This window comes from Weizmannia sp. FSL W8-1119, assembly GCF_038008605.1.
Classification (GTDB): Bacteria; Bacillota; Bacilli; order Bacillales; family Bacillaceae_C; genus Weizmannia; species Weizmannia coagulans.
Window position 1 is genome coordinate 21,956 of sequence record NZ_JBBOZL010000001.1, and the last position, 16,999, is coordinate 38,954.

The following is a 16,999-nucleotide window of genomic DNA, read 5'->3' on the forward strand; positions in this document are numbered from 1 at the left end:
TTATGCAGCCGTTATTTTTGGAGGCTACAGGATGATTTTGACATTATCAGGAGACGAACGATTGGATTATTTGCTTGCGGAAAATTTAAGGATTGTGCAAAGCCCGTCCGTGTTTGCTTTTTCATTGGATGCGGTGCTTCTGGCAAAGTTTGCCTGGCTGCCGATCCAAAAAGGGAAAGTGCTTGATTTATGCACGGGAAACGGGGTGATCCCGCTTTTATTAAGCAGCCGTACGAAAGCGGAGATTACCGGGGTCGAAATCCAGGAACGCCTCTGGGATATGGCAAAAAGAAGCGTCGCTTATAACGGGCTTGAGGACAGGATCCGGATCATTCACGGCGATTTGAAGGAAATGCCGGATGTGCTCGGCTGCAGCAAATTTGACGTGGTGACGTGCAACCCGCCTTATTTTCCTTCGCAGACGAAGAATTTTCAAAATGAAAATGAGCATTTTGCGATTGCCCGCCATGAAATTTTCTGCACATTGGAAGATGTCGTAAAAGTCAGCAGCCGGATGCTCAAGCAGGGCGGCAAAGCAGCGTTTGTGCACCGCCCGGGACGTCTGGTCGACTTGGTTACGTTGATGAAAAAACACCGCCTCGAACCGAAACGGCTCCGGTTTGTTTATCCGAAAGCAGGCAAAGAAGCGAATACGATTCTGGTTGAAGGCATAAAAGACGGAAAACCGGATTTGAAGATTCTCCCGCCCTTGTTCGTGTACGGGCAGGATGGCGAATATACGGAAGAAGTGAAAGAACTGCTGTATGGAAACAAAAACTAAATCTTATTTTTACGTGCTTCTATGCTGTGACGGCAGTTTTTACGGCGGGTATACCGTTGATTTGAAACGGCGCTTCCGCGAACACAGCGAAGGCCGGGGCGCCAAGTATACGCGAACGCGGACACCGGTTAAGCTTTTGTATTTTCAGGAATATGAGACAAAAAGCGGGGCCATGAAAGCGGAATATGCTTTTAAAAAACTCCCGCGCCGGGAAAAAGAGCGATTTTTGGAGAAGGCAGGTGTCGACCTTGCACAGGCAGCAAAGTTTCCATGATGAAAAAAATAAAGGGATTCTCTATTTGGTCCCGACCCCGATCGGCAATCTCGAGGATATGACATTCCGGGCAGTGCGCATTTTAAAAGAAGCTGACTTGATTGCTGCTGAAGATACGAGAAACAGCAAAAAATTGTGCAGCTACTTTGATATCCACACGCCGCTTGTAAGCCATCATGAACATAATAAAGAAGCGAGCGCACGCGATTTAATCACGAGGCTCGCGCGCGGCGAAAAGATTGCCCTTGTAAGCGATGCAGGCATGCCGTGCATTTCGGACCCGGGTTATGAGCTTGCCGCTGCCTGCATTCGCGAAGGGATCCCGGTTGTGCCGCTTCCGGGCGCAAACGCGGCGCTTACGGCGTTAATTGCTGCCGGGATTGCACCGCAGCCGTTTACGTTTTACGGGTTTCTGCCGCGGGAAAAGCAGGAAAAGCGGGCGGCACTGGAACGGCTCGCAAAAATCCCTTCCACCTTCATTTTGTATGAAGCGCCGCACCGGCTGAAACATACGCTGCAGATGATGGCGGAAGTGCTGGGGGACCGGAAAATTTCCATCAGCCGCGAGCTGACGAAAAAATTTGAGGAATTTTTGCGGGGGACGATCAGGGAAGCGGTGGAATGGGCCGAAAACAATGAAGTGCGCGGCGAGTTCTGCCTGGTTGTGGAAGGAAGCCCGGAAACAGGGGAAGAAGACGGCAATTTCTGGTGGACGGCGCTATCCGTCAAAGAACATGTGGAAGCCTATATGCAGCAAAAACAGCTGCCAACAAAAGAAGCGATCAAGCTTGCGGCAAAAGACCGGAAACTGCCAAAAAGGGAAGTCTACCAAATCTATCACGAACTGTGAATCAAAAACCGGGGAGGATGTTTGGCAACAACGATCTGTCCAAGGCGTAAAAAAACCCCGCGTTTCAGCGGGGTTCCGGTTCCGGTTCCGGCTCAGGTTTGGATGCGAATGGTTCTGCTTCGTCCGCTGCCTGTTCATTTTCAGCCGGCTGATCTTCCAAATGGAAATTTTCTTGGATTTCTTTCATCAGCAATTCTGCGCCTTCACGGCTTAAAACAATTTTTCCGCCTGCCAGCCGGAGATTGTCATCCGAGACTTCCCCGGTGACGAGGCAAGTCATATTGGGCTTGTACTTTTTCAAAATGATCTTGTCATCATCGACATAAATCTCCAATGCATCTTTTTCAGCAATGCCAAGATTTCTCCGCAATTCAATTGGGATGACAACACGGCCGAGTTCATCGACTTTCCGTACAATGCCTGTTGATTTCATTAACGCTTTCCTCCCTTAAAGTAGATGTGAACCTGTATAGAACCCTGATACCAAACCCGATTGCGCAAATGCTGTACGTCTATATCTATCAAAAACTGGCGAATACCCCTGAATCTTCAAAAACTGTACAACCTATCTAATTGTATTATAGAAGATAAATTGGAATAAAAAAACAAATTTGTTTAAAATATTTTTCGACAAGTATAAAAACCATGGCCCTGCACCGGTTAAGCCGGCGGTATGCCGTCTATAATGGATAATGCGCTGCACCGGGCGCCATGAAGATGCAAGTCATCTCCTTGATGCGGTATACTAAACATAAGGGACTTTTTTTAAAAATCCACGTTTTTTGCTTATTTTCACGAAAAGTTTTATACTTATTGTTTAGAAGTTCTAAGTAGCGCGTGAAATGTGCAAAAGAAATGTCTAATGTTATCGAAAGGTGGAGGCTGGTTTGGAAGAGAAACGGAAAACTTTTTATATCACAACGCCGATCTATTATCCGAGCGGAAATTTACATATCGGCCATGCCTATACAACCGTTGCAGGCGATGCGATGGCCCGTTATAAAAGGCTGCGCGGGTTTGACGTCATGTTCCTGACCGGCACGGATGAGCACGGCCAGAAAATCCAGCGCAAGGCAAAGGAAAAAGGCGTGACACCGCAGCAATATGTCGACGAAATTGTCGCCGGCATCCAGGATCTATGGAAAAAACTCGAAATATCCAATGATGATTTTATCCGCACGACACAGGACCGCCACAAAAAGGCAGTGGAAAAGATTTTCAAGAAGCTGCTCGACCAGGGCGATATTTATTTGGGAGAGTATGAGGGCTGGTACTGTACACCTTGTGAATCCTTCTTCACGGAACGCCAGCTTGTGGACGGCAAATGCCCGGACTGCGGCAGGCCGGTAGAAAAAGTAAAAGAAGAATCGTACTTTTTCAAAATGGGGAAATATGTCGGCCGGCTTTTGCAGTACTATGAGGAAAATCCAGATTTCATTCAGCCGGAAAGCCGGAAAAATGAAATGATCAATAACTTTATCAAACCGGGGCTTGAGGATCTTGCCGTATCGCGGACAACGTTTGACTGGGGGATAAAAGTGCCCGGGGACCCGAAACATGTCATCTATGTCTGGATTGATGCCTTGACCAACTATATTACAGCGCTCGGTTACGGCAGCGATGACGATTCGAACTACCGGAAATACTGGCCGGCTGACGTCCATCTTGTCGGCAAGGAAATCGTCCGCTTCCATACGATTTACTGGCCGATTATGTTGATGGCGCTCGGCCTCCCGCTGCCGAAAAAAGTGTTTGCACACGGCTGGCTGCTCATGAAAGACGGGAAAATGTCGAAATCAAAAGGAAATGTCATTGACCCGGTTACTTTGATTGACCGGTACGGGCTCGACGCACTCCGCTATTACTTGCTGCGTGAAGTGCCGTTTGGGGCGGATGGCATTTTTACGCCGGAAGGGTTTGTGGAACGGATCAATTTTGACCTCGCCAATGATCTGGGCAATCTGCTGAACCGTACGATTGCGATGATGAACCAGTATTTTGACGGTGTCATTCCAACGTTTGCCGGTTCGCACAATCCGTATTCCATCCAGCTTGTGACCGCATATAAAGAGGCTGTGAAAAAATACGAAGATGCGATGGAAAACATGCAGTTCTCGGTTGCACTCGCTTCTTTATGGGAATTTGTCAGCCGTACAAACAAATATATTGATGAAACAACTCCGTGGACATTGGCAAAAGATGAAACCAAACGGGCGGATCTTGCCGAAGTGATGGTCCATTTGGCGGAGTCGCTGCGCCATATCGCCATCCTTTTACAGCCGTTTTTGACATCAACGCCAAAGAAAATTTTTGACCAGCTGAACATTACGGATGAGAGCTTGCATACATGGGAAAGCCTGTCCTTATTCGGCAGCATTCCGGAAGGCACAAAGGTTGTGAAAAAAGGCAAGCCGATTTTCCCGCGTCTCGATATGGAAAAAGAAATTCAGTTTATCAAATCGCAAATGCAAGGTGCGGCTCCGAAAAAAGAAGAAACGAAAGAAGAAAAAGCGAAAGCGGAAGACACAAAAGCCGGGATCACGATCGATGATTTCGCAAAAGTGGAATTACGTGTCGCAAAAGTAACCGCTTGTGAGCCGGTAAAAAAAGCCGACAAACTGTTGAAACTGCAGCTTGACCTTGGAGATGAACAGCGCCAGGTTGTTTCCGGCATTGCGGAATATTACAAACCGGAAGAACTGGTCGGGCGCAGAGTCATTGTCGTGGCCAATCTGAAACCTGTCAAATTGCGCGGTGAATGGTCACAAGGCATGATTCTCGCAGGCGAAAAAGACGGCATATTGTCATTGGCAACCATTGATGAAAGCCTGCCGCTCGGCGCGATTGTCAAATAAAGGGACCAGATGAGATGAAAAACATAGAGATGTTTCACGTGGAACAAATTTCGACGGATCTCTCTATGTTTTTCTTTTACTTTTCAAGAAAAATAGATGTTTTTCCCGATCATATGTGAAAACAAACGTGAAGAATTTGAGGTGAAAAAGATGTTATTTGATACCCATGTGCATATCAATGATGAAGCGTTCAAAGAGGATTTGGAAGCCACCATCGCACGTGCGCGGGCGGCCGGGGTGGAAAAGATGATAGTCGTCGGGTTTGACAGGCCGACCATCCAAAAAGCGATGGCGCTGATTGACCAATACCCGTTTCTGTATGCAGCGATCGGCTGGCACCCGGTTGATGCGATTGACATGAAAGATGAAGACCTGGACTGGATTGAATCTCTTGCCCATCATCCGAAAGTGGTGGCGATTGGCGAAATCGGGTTGGATTACCATTGGGATAAATCGCCGAAAGCGGTACAGCAGGAAGTGTTCAGGCGGCAAATCCGGCTGGCCAAAAAACTGTCATTGCCCATTATTATCCATAACCGGGAAGCGACAGAAGACTGTGTGCAAATTCTAAAAGAGGAAAATGCACAGGAAACAGGCGGCATTATGCATTGTTTCAGCGGCAGCCCGGAAACGGCGAAGGAATGCATCAAAATGAATTTTTACATTTCACTTGGCGGCCCGGTGACGTTTAAAAATGCAAAAAAACCGAAAGAAGTGGCTGCCGAGGTCCCACTTGAAAAGCTTTTGATTGAAACAGACTGCCCTTATCTTGCCCCGCATCCGTACCGCGGGAAACGCAATGAGCCGGCATATGTAAAACTGGTTGCTGAGCAGATTGCGGAAATCAAAGGCATTCCTTTTGAAAAAGTTGCCGAGCAGACGATGTTAAATGCAGAAAAATTGTTTAAAATAAAAGATCATGCATAGAAAGCGAGTTTTATCCGCATGGCAAAATTAAAAGAGGTTATTGTCGTGGAAGGCAAAGACGACACAGCGGCCATCAAGCGGGCGCTCGATGCCGACACGATTGAAACAAACGGGTCGGCCATTTCGGAAAGTACGATTGAAAAAATCCGCCTTGCCCAGGAAAAAAGGGGCGCCATCATTTTCACCGATCCTGATTTTCCCGGTGAAAAAATCCGCAAAACGATCGCGGAAAAGGTGCCCGGCTGCAAACACGCATTTTTGGACAAACAGGAGGCACGGGCGCCCGAGGACCGGGGAATCGGGGTCGAACATGCACGCCCTGCGGCGATCCGGCAAGCGCTGCGGGAGGCGCATCAGATGGAGGAAGCCGTGCCGGAAGTCATCACAAGGGATGATTTAATGGCTGCAGGCCTGATTGCCGGACCGCTGGCCAAACAAAGAAGGGCAAGAATTGGGGAACTTTTAAAAATCGGATACACGAACGGCAAGCAGCTCCATAAACGGCTGATGGTGTTCCAAATCGATAAAGACACGTTCCGGGACGCCCTGATGAAAGTGTTACAGGAGGAATCAACTTGCAAAAAGACATTGCCACCCCCATCCGGACAAAAGCGATTTTAAACCGCTACGGATTTTCGTTTAAAAAAAGCCTGGGCCAAAATTTTTTAATTGACCCGAACATACTCCGGAATATTACGGATACGGCGGATTTAACGCAAGAAAGCGGCGTTGTCGAAGTCGGCCCCGGCATCGGCGCGCTCACGGAACATCTCGCCCGCAGCAGCAAAAAAGTCGTTGCTTTTGAAATTGACAAAAGGCTGGCTCCGATCCTTGAAGATACGCTGGCGCCGTACCCGAATATAAACGTGATCTATGAAGACGTGTTAAAGGCCGATATTGAAAAAGTGCTGGAAACGGAATTTGTCGGTATAAACGATATCATGGTTGTCGCCAATCTGCCGTATTACGTGACGACCCCGATCATATTGAAATTTGTCACCGGACAGTATCCGATCCGCGGCATGGTCGTGATGCTGCAAAAAGAAGTGGCCGACCGGATTTCGGCGGTTCCCGGCACGAAAAACTACGGCACGCTTTCCATTGCAATCCAGTATTATATGACGGCGGAAGTGGCGATGATTGTGCCGAAAACGGTCTTTATGCCGCAGCCGAATGTGGATTCCGCCGTGGTAAAGCTTATGAAAAGGGACAAACCGAAAGTCGGGGTTACCGATGAAGCGTTCTTTTTTCAGGTGGCAAAAGCTTCCTTTGCCCAGCGGCGGAAAACCTTGATCAATAATTTGACTGCCGGCCTTCCCGGCGGAAAAGACAAGAAAGAAACGCTGCTTTCCGTACTCGGGCAGCTTGGCATTGAACCATCGAGGCGGGGGGAAACGCTCAGCCTCGAGGAATTTGCCGCCTTAAGCAATGCCTTGTTTCCCGTTTTTCACACAACAGTATAAATGCCGCATCAAGCCGGGGGAGTGCGTTCCCCCCCGGCTTTTTCACCATTTCCGAAGGCAGTGCATATATAGTGTTATGCAGGCGAGAGATGGAAACCAAATGGAGTTGACGGCAATGGAAGCAAGGCTCAACGCAATTGTTGGAAGGAAGTCTTACAATTGTGATATTTTATTCCGGGTCATCGATATACAGGAGCAGAACGGGCGGAAAGTGGCTGTTTTGTACGGGGAGGATGTCCGGCTGATCGCGGATTCCCCGTTTGAAGACCTGGTCACCCCCGGCCCTGCGGAAAGATCGAAAATTACGCAGGAGTTTCGTTCTTTGGAAGAACAGTCATTCGAACTGTTTAAACAGGATATCGAACTGTTGAAGGAAAAGCGCGATTATGAGGCCACACACGGCTATAAAGAGGAACTGAGTTATTTCCAGCTGCCGGGAAGGGTTTTGCACTTGGACGGCGATCCCCATTATTTAAAAAAATGCCTGAATTTATATGAAAAAATCGGCGTGACGGTTTACGGCATCCATTGTTACGAAAAAGAAATGCCGGTTCGCATCAATGCGCTGCTTGACCAATACCGGCCGAATATTCTGGTGATTACCGGCCATGATGCTTATTCAAAATCAAAGGGAAAAATAGCGGATTTAAATGCATACCGCCACTCAAAATCTTTTGTCAGAACCGTGATGGAGGCAAGGAAAAAGGTGCCGAATTTGGATCAGCTCGTCATTTTTGCAGGCGCATGCCAGTCCCATTTTGAGTCGCTTATCCAGGCAGGCGCCAATTTTGCCAGTTCCCCGCTCCGGGTGAATATTCATGCGCTCGATCCGGTCTACATTGTGGCCAAAATCTGTTACACCTCGTTTATGGAACAAGTGAATGTTTGGGACGTGCTCCGCAATACACTGACAGGGCAAAAAGGCCTGGGAGGCGTGGAAACAAAGGGCGTGCTGCGGACCGGGATGCCATATAAGCCAATGGATGAGGACTAAGCGAGAGCCCCGTCCCGGTTCCTCAAAATTGGCCGGGCTGCAGGATTTTACATAATTCGATTGCATTTGGCATATCCTATTGATAAGAATATGAGCCTTTGACAGGTATAACATTTTCTCCAAGGCAGCCCCATACACTGAACATGCAAACCTGCGACCGGAAAAACGGCAAAGAAACAATGAAAAATGGTTGACAGACCGGATTGATCACTGATAAAATATATGTTTTATTTGACCGGAAGCGCAAGCTGTGTTATAATTGAAACCAGTGAGGTGGAGCGAAATGCCAAAAACGTTAACAGACATTAAAAGATCCTTGGATTCAAACTTGGGAAAAAGATTAATGTTAAGAGCCAATGGCGGCAGAAGAAAGACGATTGAACGTTCCGGTGTTTTGGCAGAAACTTACCCAGCAGTTTTTGTCATCGAATTAGACCAGGAGGAAAATGCTTTTGAACGTGTTTCCTACAGCTATGCAGATGTCCTGACAGAAACAGTACAGCTTGTTTTTATGGATAAACAACAAGAGGTTTGATGAGCGGCAGCAGACATATGTTTGCTGTTTTCTATTTTACGGGCGGCAGCAGGGATCCCTGCTGCCGCTTTCTTCATATTCCAGGCTTGTTTCGTACATACTACAAAGAGGCGCATGCAGGGATATGACAACCAAATGAAAGGAAAGGCAGGGGCTTTTTTTGCCTTTCCCATCAAAGGGGGAAATTTTATCTAATGGGCCGAAGAAGAGGGATCATGTCTGAACGTTTTAAAGAAGAACTGGCGAAAGATCTCGGCTTTTATGATGTCGTCCAGGAAGAAGGCTGGGGCGGCATTAAAGCCCGGGATGCCGGGAATATGGTAAAGCGTGCCATTGAACTGGCTGAAGCGCACCTTGCTTCGGAAAAACAATCGGGCAACTGACCTGACAATCTTTGCGACTGCTGCATGGCGCCGGGCCGGGGAATTTCCCCGGCTTTTTGCATATTCGGGCGGCGAATGCACATGCGGCAATTTTGTCAATTTTTATGTTCTACGAAATTTGCGTTTTGATGTAAATATTTGCCGGGCGTTATGTTAGAATAAGAAAAATGAAGCAGGAAATACGGCTGGATTGGATGTTGGAAGTAGGTGAAGGATTTGAAGTTGTTGGTCAAGGCACCGGCAAAAATTAATTTATCGCTCGATGTGCTTGGCAAACGGGAGGATGGCTATCATGAGGTGGAGATGGTCATGACAACCATTGACCTTGCAGATCATATCGAGCTCTCGGAGCGGCACGATCAGGAGATTAAAATTGTGTCGCAAAACCGGTTTGTGCCGGATGATGAGAGAAATTTGGCGTACCAGGCTGCAAGGCTTCTGAAAACGCGGTGTAGCGTCAGGCAGGGGGTCGAAATTGCGATTGACAAAGTCATTCCGGTGGCTGCCGGGCTGGCGGGGGGCAGCAGTGATGCGGCAGCTACCCTCCGCGGCCTGAATACGCTCTGGGATCTCGGCCTTTCCTTAGATGAGCTTGCAACACTCGGTGCCGAAATCGGGTCGGATGTCTCGTTTTGCGTATACGGCGGCACTGCGCTCGCAAAAGGAAGGGGAGAAAATATTACAAAACTGCCGGCACCGCCAAACTGCTGGGTCATTTTGGCGAAACCGTCCATCGGCGTGTCAACGGCAGAAATTTACCGCCAACTGGACTTAAATGAAGTGGTGCATCCGGATATTCCCGGCATGATCAGCGCCCTGTGCGCCCGTGATTATGCCGGCATATGCAAGCATGCGGGAAATGTGCTGGAAAGCGTCACATTAAAGGCATACCCGCAAGTGGCGCAAATCAAAAAACAAATGCAGCGCTTCGGGGCGGATCTCGTCTTAATGAGCGGAAGCGGCCCGACAGTATTCGGGCTTGTCCGGCATGATTCGCGGCTGCAGCGGATTTATAACGGCCTCCGGGGATTCTGCGGCCAGGTATTTGCTGTCAGGATGATTGGAGAACGCGAACAATTTTAAATATAAAATAATGATTGTACGGATTTTTGTTTTCAAAAAGAAAAAAATGCGGTATATTAATGTTATTGAATCCGAGTTTCCAGAGCCGCCGTGCCGATTTTGTACGGAGAAGAGCGGGGCCGGCATTTTTGACAGACGGGATTATGACGGGGGTTTTTGACGTGAAATTTCGGCGAAGTGAACGTCTTGTAGATATGACACATTATTTGTTGGAAAAACCAAGGATTCTCGTTCCCCTCAGTTTTTTTGCCGATCGTTACCAGTCTGCAAAATCTTCCATCAGTGAAGATTTGACGATTATCAAAGAAACATTCGAGAAAAGGGGCATTGGGACGTTGCAGACGGTTCCCGGCGCAGCGGGCGGCGTTAAATTTATTTCGCGTACAGATAGGGCGGAAGCAAAAGAGGCCATCAGCGAACTTTGCACGCTGATGGAGAATCCGGACCGGCTTTTGCCGGGCGGTTATTTGTATATGACGGACCTGATCGGCAGCCCGCAGGTCGTCAGCAAAGTCGGGAAGCTTTTGGCAACCGCATTTGCGGACAGGGAGATTGACACGATTATGACGGTCGCGACAAAAGGAATCCCGATTGCGCTGGCAACAGCGGCTTATTTAAATGTTCCGGTTGTGATTGTCCGCAATGACAGCAAGGTGACGGAAGGACCGACTGTCAGCATTAACTATGTTTCCGGATCACAAAAACGGATCCAGACGATGGTCCTCTCAAAAAGGAGCCTGCGGGAAGGCGCAAACGTTTTAATTGTCGATGATTTTATGAAAGCAGGCGGGACGATTAACGGCATGATCAATCTGCTGAAAGAATTCGATGCTTCTGTTTCGGGCATCGGCGTTTTGGTTGAATCGGAAGACACGAAAGAACGGCTTGTTGATGATTACGTGTCCCTTGTGAAATTAAGGGATGTCGATGTCCGCAGCCAGCAGATCAAAGTGGTGGAAGGGAATTATTTTTCAAAAGTTAGCTTGTTCGGAGGGGATTAAGGAATGAAAACCATCTCAACAAATCAGGCGCCTGCGGCAATCGGGCCGTATGCACAGGGCGTTGTGGCAGGAAATTTATTTTTCAGTTCGGGACAGATTCCGCTAAGAGCGGACGGCACGCTTGTGGAAGGCAGCATTGAAGCGCAGGCCCGCCAGGTAATGGAAAATTTAAAAGCGGTGCTTGAGGCAGCCGGGGCTTCTTTTGATACGGTTGTCAAAACGACGGTTTTTATTCAAAACATGGACGATTTTGCAAAAATAAACGACGTTTACGGTTCCTATTTTACGGACCATAAACCGGCGCGATCCTGCGTTGAAGTGGCAAGGCTCCCGAAAAATGCCGGCGTCGAAATCGAAGTGGTCGCGCTTATTCCGTGATCTTTATACGCTTCCATTTTTTCACCTTATGAAAAATTTTAGAATTTTTTTCTGGAAAAGAAGGAAATTTTAAAAGGGTGTTGAATAATAAAGATGATCCTAAATCTTTTGAGGTGGTGAAAGAATGGAAGTGACGGATGTAAGGCTGCGCCGTGTCCATACGGAGGGCAGGATGAGGGCGATTGCCTCGATTACCATGGACAACGAATTTGTCATCCACGATATCCGGGTGATTGATGGCAACAATGGCCTGTTTGTTGCAATGCCGAGCAAAAGGACGCCGGATGGCGAATTCAGGGACATTGCCCACCCTATTAATTCGGGTACGCGCAGTAAGATTCACGATGCAGTCTTGTCGGAATATCACCGTTTAGGGGAATTGGAACAAGTGGAATTTGAAGAAGCTGGCGCGTCCTGATAGATTTTTGCAACAAGAGCCTACTTCAACAGTAAGGCTCTTCTTTTTTGTCCTCCCGGCGCCGTTTGGCAGCCTGCACTGTTATTGTTTTCACCATTATTGATTGAATTTTTGCGGATGTGTGGGCGGGAGAGGAGGCATTTTAAATGAAAAAATAGTTTTGCCCGTAAGGTTATTGTTCTGGTTGTGATTGGCGGGTTCTTTATATACCAACACAATCAAAATCAAAGCGTATCAAGTGGCCGGGACCATTCTGAAACAAGCCCCTCTCCGCAGCCTAAAGATAAAGCGGAACAAAAGGACGCCAGTTAGGATGAATCCGCCGCTTCAACAACAACGGGAAGCGGCCGGAATCATTCTGAGGGACAGTCAAAAGAAAGCAGCCCGGCAGCTACCGGGTCTGGCAATGCAAAATCAGGCCGGCCCACATCAAGGCATTCACCGGCATCCGGGAATCCGGCATCGGATAATGGAGGAACATCAAGCAACAGCACCAGTTCCGGCACGGATAAGACCAGCCAGGCTGTAAACCGGCCAAAAGGTGCCTGGGTAACCACTTTTGAGAAAGAATTGTATAAAGGCTACCACGTTACACCCAGCCGCTATAAATATATTGGCAACGGGAATTGGGAAGTTTGGGTGAAAGAAGTGGATACGGGTGAAAATCCATATGTAACCGTCAACCAGAAGACGGGCGATTTTCATGGATAATGAAGTTTCACAAAAAAATCCCCATAAAATGCCCCCCGCATAAAGCGGGGGTTTAACGGCTTTCCGAAAGAAGTCTCCCATCCTCAAGGAATGTGGAGGTGCGAATCGCACCAATGAGTAGGTGGAAGATGAATTTCGGTTGGCTTTAGCCAAAGTTATTTTTCCAATCCTTTTCTCAACAATTCTAAGATTGCGGCTGTTCTAGTTGGAATCCCATTTTCTTTTTGATATTGCTTCAATTTTTCTAATATCGTCTTAGGCATACGAATTTCTACACGTTCTTTCTCTTCTCTCATGATTATCACCTCATATTGATTGTACGGATTTTTTACGATATAATCAATATATACGAAATTTTTCCGCACAAAGTGAGGTGAATGGATATGGCCAAGCAAAACAAAGCTTTCAAGTTTCGTTTGTTACCAAACAAAGAACAATCCGCATTATTAGCTAAGACATTTGGTTGTGTTCGCTTTGTCTACAATAAGATGTTAGCTGAACGCAAAGAAACGTATGAAAAGTTCAAGGATGATAAAGAATTGCTTAAAAAGCAAAAGTTTCCGACTCCTGCAAAATATAAAAGTGAATTTCCATTCCTAAAAGAAGTGGATTCTTTAGCTTTGGCAAATGCACAAATGAACTTACAGACTGCTTATAAGAATTTCTTTGAAGGAAATGCGGATTTTCCAAAGTTCAAAAATCGTAAAGCAAAACAATCCTATACAACTAATATGGTCAACGGAAATATTAAGCTAGAAAATGGTCATATCAAACTGCCAAAAATCAAAAAGCCAATAAAAATGAAACAGCATAGAGAGATACCTGCTGATTATAAAATCAAATCTTGCACTATTTCTAAAACAAAGACAGGCAAATACTACATTTCAATTTTGACAGAATATGAGAAAGATATTCGTCCAGTTAACATACAGAAAGTTGTTGGTTTGGATTTTGCTATGGATGGTCTATATGTCGAGAGTGAACAGGGTAAGAAAGCCAATTACCCACGTTACTATCGGCAAGCCTTAGATAAATTAGCAAAAGCACAACGAATTCTTTCTCGAAGAAAGAAAGGTTCTGCACGTTGGAACAAGCAACGACTAGTAGTGGCTAAGTTACATGAGAAAGTGGCGAACCAACGCATGAATTTTCTTCATCATAAGTCAAAAGAATTAGCTTCTAACTTTGATGCTGTCGTGATTGAGGACTTGAACATGAAAGGGATGTCTCAAGCCCTTCACTTTGGGAAAAGCGTTCATGATAACGGCTGGGGTATGTTCACTACTTTCTTAGCGTATAAGCTAAAAGAACAGGGGAAACAACTTGTGAAAATTGATAAGTGGTTTCCCTCCACTAAGAAGTGTTCATGTTGCGGCAAGGAAAAAGAAATGCCATTATCTGAACGTGTATATAAATGTTCTTGCGGCTTTGTATTAGATCGCGATCACAATTCAGCAATCAATATCAAAAATGAGGGATTACGCTTATTAGCGTTATCATAAGTAACAAAACTCTTGGAACAAGAGGGTTAGCTCGGTCAGTTTTCGTTGGCTAGTAAAAGCAACGATAAGTCGAGAAGCCCCCACTTCAATCAAACCGTAAGGTTGATAAGTGGAGGGTAGTTCACTCCAGGGTTAGCATTATTTCTTTCATGCAAACAAAGTATGGGACTTAGATAAATAGAAAGGGCTGGCAATCCTCCCCAATCCATGCCCCAACATTCCCAATAATTGTAATATCCTGCCTTTCCTTGAAATATGCCCTTATTTACGATATATTTTTTTATGGATAATAAGGTTTATTGGGGGATCATAAATGACAAACAGATTCGCTGTAATCCTGGCTGCAGGCCAGGGTACCCGCATGAAGTCGAAATTGTACAAAGTGCTGCATCCCGTTTGCGGGAAACCCATGGTTGAACATGTTGCCAGCCAGGTTTTACAGCTTGAAACGGATAAGATTGTGACGGTGATCGGGCATGGTGCAGACCAGGTCCGCTCCTGCCTGGAAGGAAAAACCGCATTCGTCCTGCAAGAAGAACAGCTGGGCACAGGGCATGCCGTCCTGCAGGCAGAACCGGTTCTCGGCAACAAGGACGGGACCACTTTGGTTGTTTGCGGGGATACGCCGCTCCTTCAGGCGGAAACCTTAAAGGCCCTGTTTGAAGAACACGAACGGAAACAGGCAAAAGTGACCATTTTAACAGCAACGGCCCCCGACCCTGCCGGATACGGGCGGATCATCCGCAATGCGGCAGGCTTCGTGGAAAAAATTGTCGAACATAAAGATGCCAGCCCCGAAGAACAGCAGGTAAAGGAAATCAACACAGGCGTTTACTGCTTTGACAACCGGGCGCTTTTTGAAGCGTTGAAGCGCGTTTCCAACGATAATGCCCAGGGCGAATATTATCTTCCTGATGTGGTGGGCATTTTAAAATCGCAAGGGGAAACGGTTGTGGCTTACAAGACAGAAAGTATCGAAGAAACATTAGGGGTCAATGACCGGGTGCAACTTTCGGAAGCGGAAAGGATCATGAGAAAGCGCATCAATGAACGCCATATGCGTAACGGCGTGACCATTCTCGACCCTCGGCAAACTTACATTGAAGCGGATGTTGAAATCGGGCAGGACACGGTAATCTACCCGGGGACAAAGCTGTCCGGCAAAACAGTCATCGGGGAAGACTGCAAAATCGGCCCGAATTCCGACATTACAAATTGCGTGATCGGAAACGGAACAGAAGTCAGCCAGTCCGTTGCAGAAAACAGTGAAATTGGCGCTTCTGTCCATGTCGGCCCGTTTGCCCATATCCGGCCGGATTCCTCGATTTCCGATGAAGCGAAGATCGGCAATTTTGTGGAAGTAAAGAAATCAACAGTCGGCAAGGGCAGCAAAGCATCCCATTTGACGTACATAGGCGATGCGGAAGTCGGGGCAGGTGTCAATATCGGCTGCGGCACGATTACAGTGAATTATGACGGGAAACATAAATTTAAAACGGTCATAGAAGACGGCGCGTTTGTCGGGTGCAACTCCAATCTGATTGCGCCGGTTACAGTCGGGGAAAATGCTTATATTGCAGCAGGCTCGACCATTACAGATGATGTCCCGGGCGAAGCATTGTCCATTGCGCGCGCACGCCAGGTGAACAAGGAAAACTATGTCCAGAAGTTAAAACATAAACAACAATAATTGGAGGTCCATCATGTCTAACCAGTATTTAGATCCGAATTTAAAGATTTTCACCCTGAACTCCAACCCGAAACTTGCCGAGGAAATTGCCAACGTTGTCGGAGTCGAACTTGGAAAATGTTCCGTTTCACAATTCAGCGACGGGGAAATCCAGATCAATATTGAAGAAAGCATCCGTGGTTGCGATGTTTATGTGATACAGTCGACAAGCGATCCTGTCAATGAACATATGATGGAACTTCTGATTATGGTTGATGCTTTAAAACGGGCATCGGCACGGACCATTAATCTTGTGATTCCTTACTATGGTTATGCGCGCCAGGACAGAAAAGCGCGTGCACGTGAACCGATTACCGCAAAACTGGTGGCGAACCTTCTCGAAACGGCCGGTGCGACAAGGGTCATTACCCTTGATCTGCACGCCCCGCAAATTCAAGGGTTTTTTGACATTCCGATCGACCACCTGATGGGCGTTCCAATTATTGCAAAGTATTTTGAAGATAAAGGATTCCAAGCGGAAGATATCGTTGTCGTTTCCCCTGACCATGGCGGTGTCACCCGTGCGCGCAAACTGGCTGAACGTTTAAAAACGCCGATCGCCATTATCGACAAACGCCGCCCGCGCCCGAATGTGGCGGAGGTAATGAATATTGTTGGAAATGTTGACGGAAAAATTTGCATCATTATTGATGATATTATTGACACGGCAGGCACGATTACGCTTGCGGCAAAAGCGCTGATTGAAAGCGGCGCAAAAGAAGTGTACGCCAGCTGCACTCATCCGGTTTTATCCGGGCCGGCGATTGAACGGATTAACAATTCCCCGATTAAAGAACTGGTGGCGACCAATTCCATTAACATTCCGGAAGAACGAAAAAGTGAAAAACTGGTTGAATTGTCTGTAGCCCCGCTTTTGGGCGAAGCGATTATCCGTGTGCATGAAGACCAGTCCGTAAGCCCGCTGTTCGATATTTGAAAGAATCCGGCGATTGGGGTATGAAAATATTTTTTAAAAGCAGTTCAAGTTTTTACAAGAAAAGCACGCAATCCTGCAAAACAGGAAAAGCCTCACTTATATCGGTAATTTTAAGCCATTTTTTCAAAACAGGTTTATAATGGATAATGGCAGGGTAAAGATATATTTGATGTTTGCT

Annotated in this window: 18 protein-coding genes and 1 pseudogene; 17 read left to right on the top strand and 2 right to left on the bottom strand. The window is 46.9% G+C overall.

The genetic code is table 11. The annotated features are described in order from the left end of the window. The first annotated feature begins 31 nt into the window (after nt 1-31). The 3 genes from NSQ19_RS00110 to rsmI are packed head-to-tail and all read left to right on the top strand — an operon-like array spanning nt 32 to nt 1,905. Nucleotides 32-781 (top strand): tRNA1(Val) (adenine(37)-N6)-methyltransferase, encoded by a 750-nt coding sequence (locus tag NSQ19_RS00110; RefSeq protein ID WP_328192111.1) that lies wholly within the window; start codon nt 32-34, stop codon nt 779-781. Beyond that, nucleotides 765-1,055, top strand: a complete 291-nt coding sequence (locus NSQ19_RS00115; RefSeq protein WP_013857984.1) for a GIY-YIG nuclease family protein — start codon at nt 765-767, stop codon at nt 1,053-1,055. Before NSQ19_RS00110 ends, NSQ19_RS00115 begins: the two co-directional genes overlap by 17 nt. After that, the gene (gene rsmI, locus NSQ19_RS00120; RefSeq protein ID WP_017553984.1) at nt 1,021-1,905 is read left to right on the top strand and encodes a 16S rRNA (cytidine(1402)-2'-O)-methyltransferase; all 885 of its coding nucleotides are present in this window, start codon (nt 1,021-1,023) and stop codon (nt 1,903-1,905) included. The genes NSQ19_RS00115 and rsmI overlap by 35 nt, the downstream gene beginning before the upstream one ends. Nucleotides 1,906-2,077: 172 nt before the next feature. On the opposite strand, the pseudogene NSQ19_RS00125 reads toward rsmI, so the two are convergent. Beyond that, nucleotides 2,078-2,338, bottom strand: a pseudogene (locus tag NSQ19_RS00125) (AbrB/MazE/SpoVT family DNA-binding domain-containing protein); the annotation flags it as partial. 454 nt (nt 2,339-2,792) lie between these two features. On the opposite strand from NSQ19_RS00125, the gene metG reads away from it, so the two are divergent. The 11 genes from metG to spoVG all read left to right on the top strand — a co-directional run bounded on the left by metG (nt 2,793) and on the right by spoVG (nt 11,942). Next, on the top strand, nt 2,793-4,760 hold the full coding sequence (gene metG, locus NSQ19_RS00130) for a methionine--tRNA ligase (RefSeq protein WP_013857987.1): 1,968 nt from the start codon (nt 2,793-2,795) through the stop codon (nt 4,758-4,760). Between the two features lie 150 nt (nt 4,761-4,910). Then, nucleotides 4,911-5,687: a TatD family hydrolase gene (locus tag NSQ19_RS00135; RefSeq protein ID WP_340702155.1), complete on the top strand. Its 777-nt coding sequence runs from the start codon at nt 4,911-4,913 to the stop codon at nt 5,685-5,687. 18 nt (nt 5,688-5,705) lie between these two features. Next, nucleotides 5,706-6,308, top strand: a complete 603-nt coding sequence (gene rnmV, locus NSQ19_RS00140) for a ribonuclease M5 (protein ID WP_013857989.1) — start codon at nt 5,706-5,708, stop codon at nt 6,306-6,308. Next, nucleotides 6,263-7,150, top strand: a complete 888-nt coding sequence (gene rsmA / locus NSQ19_RS00145; protein ID WP_340702156.1) for a 16S rRNA (adenine(1518)-N(6)/adenine(1519)-N(6))-dimethyltransferase RsmA — start codon at nt 6,263-6,265, stop codon at nt 7,148-7,150. The genes rnmV and rsmA overlap by 46 nt, the downstream gene beginning before the upstream one ends. 115 nt (nt 7,151-7,265) lie before the next feature. Next, nucleotides 7,266-8,144, top strand: coding sequence for a sporulation peptidase YabG (yabG, locus tag NSQ19_RS00150; RefSeq protein WP_340703155.1), 879 nt, complete (start codon nt 7,266-7,268; stop codon nt 8,142-8,144). A gap of 283 nt (nt 8,145-8,427) precedes the next feature. Continuing rightward, on the top strand, nt 8,428-8,679 hold the full coding sequence (gene veg / locus NSQ19_RS00155; RefSeq protein WP_013857992.1) for a biofilm formation stimulator Veg: 252 nt from the start codon (nt 8,428-8,430) through the stop codon (nt 8,677-8,679). A 194-nt stretch (nt 8,680-8,873) separates the two neighbouring features. Beyond that, nucleotides 8,874-9,062, top strand: coding sequence for a small, acid-soluble spore protein, alpha/beta type (locus NSQ19_RS00160; RefSeq protein WP_017554888.1), 189 nt, complete (start codon nt 8,874-8,876; stop codon nt 9,060-9,062). 216 nt (nt 9,063-9,278) lie between these two features. After that, entirely contained in the window at nt 9,279-10,145 is an 867-nt protein-coding gene (ispE, locus tag NSQ19_RS00165; protein ID WP_026104901.1) for a 4-(cytidine 5'-diphospho)-2-C-methyl-D-erythritol kinase, read from the top strand. A 161-nt stretch (nt 10,146-10,306) separates the two neighbouring features. Further along, on the top strand, nt 10,307-11,146 hold the full coding sequence (purR, locus tag NSQ19_RS00170; RefSeq protein WP_029141894.1) for a pur operon repressor: 840 nt from the start codon (nt 10,307-10,309) through the stop codon (nt 11,144-11,146). Nucleotides 11,147-11,149: 3 nt separating this feature from the next. Further along, the gene (locus NSQ19_RS00175; RefSeq protein ID WP_013857997.1) at nt 11,150-11,524 is read left to right on the top strand and encodes a RidA family protein; all 375 of its coding nucleotides are present in this window, start codon (nt 11,150-11,152) and stop codon (nt 11,522-11,524) included. 124 nt (nt 11,525-11,648) lie between these two features. After that, complete coding sequence (spoVG, locus tag NSQ19_RS00180; RefSeq protein ID WP_013857998.1) at nt 11,649-11,942, top strand: septation regulator SpoVG; 294 nt, start codon at nt 11,649-11,651, stop codon at nt 11,940-11,942. A gap of 866 nt (nt 11,943-12,808) precedes the next feature. Here spoVG and NSQ19_RS00185 read toward each other — a convergent pair. Further along, complete coding sequence (locus NSQ19_RS00185) at nt 12,809-12,949, bottom strand: hypothetical protein (protein WP_013858507.1); 141 nt, start codon at nt 12,947-12,949, stop codon at nt 12,809-12,811. Nucleotides 12,950-13,036: 87 nt separating this feature from the next. Here NSQ19_RS00185 and NSQ19_RS00190 point away from each other — a divergent pair, with 87 nt between their 5' ends. From NSQ19_RS00190 to NSQ19_RS00200, 3 genes are all read left to right on the top strand, one after another. Then, nucleotides 13,037-14,155 carry an RNA-guided endonuclease InsQ/TnpB family protein gene (locus NSQ19_RS00190; RefSeq protein WP_014096213.1) on the top strand — a complete coding sequence of 373 codons (1,119 nt, stop codon included), beginning with the start codon at nt 13,037-13,039 and terminating at the stop codon, nt 14,153-14,155. Between the two features lie 313 nt (nt 14,156-14,468). Beyond that, nucleotides 14,469-15,845: a bifunctional UDP-N-acetylglucosamine diphosphorylase/glucosamine-1-phosphate N-acetyltransferase GlmU gene (glmU, locus tag NSQ19_RS00195; RefSeq protein ID WP_019722085.1), complete on the top strand. Its 1,377-nt coding sequence runs from the start codon at nt 14,469-14,471 to the stop codon at nt 15,843-15,845. A gap of 13 nt (nt 15,846-15,858) precedes the next feature. Beyond that, a complete protein-coding gene (locus tag NSQ19_RS00200) occupies nt 15,859-16,821 on the top strand; it encodes a ribose-phosphate diphosphokinase (protein WP_013858001.1) in 963 nt (320 codons plus the stop codon). The last annotated feature ends 178 nt before the right edge of the window (nt 16,822-16,999 follow it).

Excerpts from the sequence above, each read along its gene's own strand:
- NSQ19_RS00110 (WP_328192111.1), top strand. The coding sequence starts at position 32 with ATGATTTTGACATTATCAGGAGACGAACGATTGGATTATTTGCTTGCG.
- NSQ19_RS00115 (WP_013857984.1), top strand. The coding sequence starts at position 765 with ATGGAAACAAAAACTAAATCTTATTTTTACGTGCTTCTATGCTGTGAC.
- NSQ19_RS00135 (WP_340702155.1), top strand. The coding sequence starts at position 4,911 with ATGTTATTTGATACCCATGTGCATATCAATGATGAAGCGTTCAAAGAG.
- rnmV (WP_013857989.1), top strand. The coding sequence starts at position 5,706 with ATGGCAAAATTAAAAGAGGTTATTGTCGTGGAAGGCAAAGACGACACA.
- yabG (WP_340703155.1), top strand. The coding sequence starts at position 7,266 with ATGGAAGCAAGGCTCAACGCAATTGTTGGAAGGAAGTCTTACAATTGT.
- veg (WP_013857992.1), top strand. The coding sequence starts at position 8,428 with ATGCCAAAAACGTTAACAGACATTAAAAGATCCTTGGATTCAAACTTG.
- NSQ19_RS00160 (WP_017554888.1), top strand. The coding sequence starts at position 8,874 with ATGGGCCGAAGAAGAGGGATCATGTCTGAACGTTTTAAAGAAGAACTG.
- NSQ19_RS00175 (WP_013857997.1), top strand. The coding sequence starts at position 11,150 with ATGAAAACCATCTCAACAAATCAGGCGCCTGCGGCAATCGGGCCGTAT.
- spoVG (WP_013857998.1), top strand. The coding sequence starts at position 11,649 with ATGGAAGTGACGGATGTAAGGCTGCGCCGTGTCCATACGGAGGGCAGG.
- NSQ19_RS00185 (WP_013858507.1), bottom strand. The coding sequence starts at position 12,949 with ATGAGAGAAGAGAAAGAACGTGTAGAAATTCGTATGCCTAAGACGATA.
- NSQ19_RS00190 (WP_014096213.1), top strand. The coding sequence starts at position 13,037 with ATGGCCAAGCAAAACAAAGCTTTCAAGTTTCGTTTGTTACCAAACAAA.
- glmU (WP_019722085.1), top strand. The coding sequence starts at position 14,469 with ATGACAAACAGATTCGCTGTAATCCTGGCTGCAGGCCAGGGTACCCGC.
- NSQ19_RS00200 (WP_013858001.1), top strand. The coding sequence starts at position 15,859 with ATGTCTAACCAGTATTTAGATCCGAATTTAAAGATTTTCACCCTGAAC.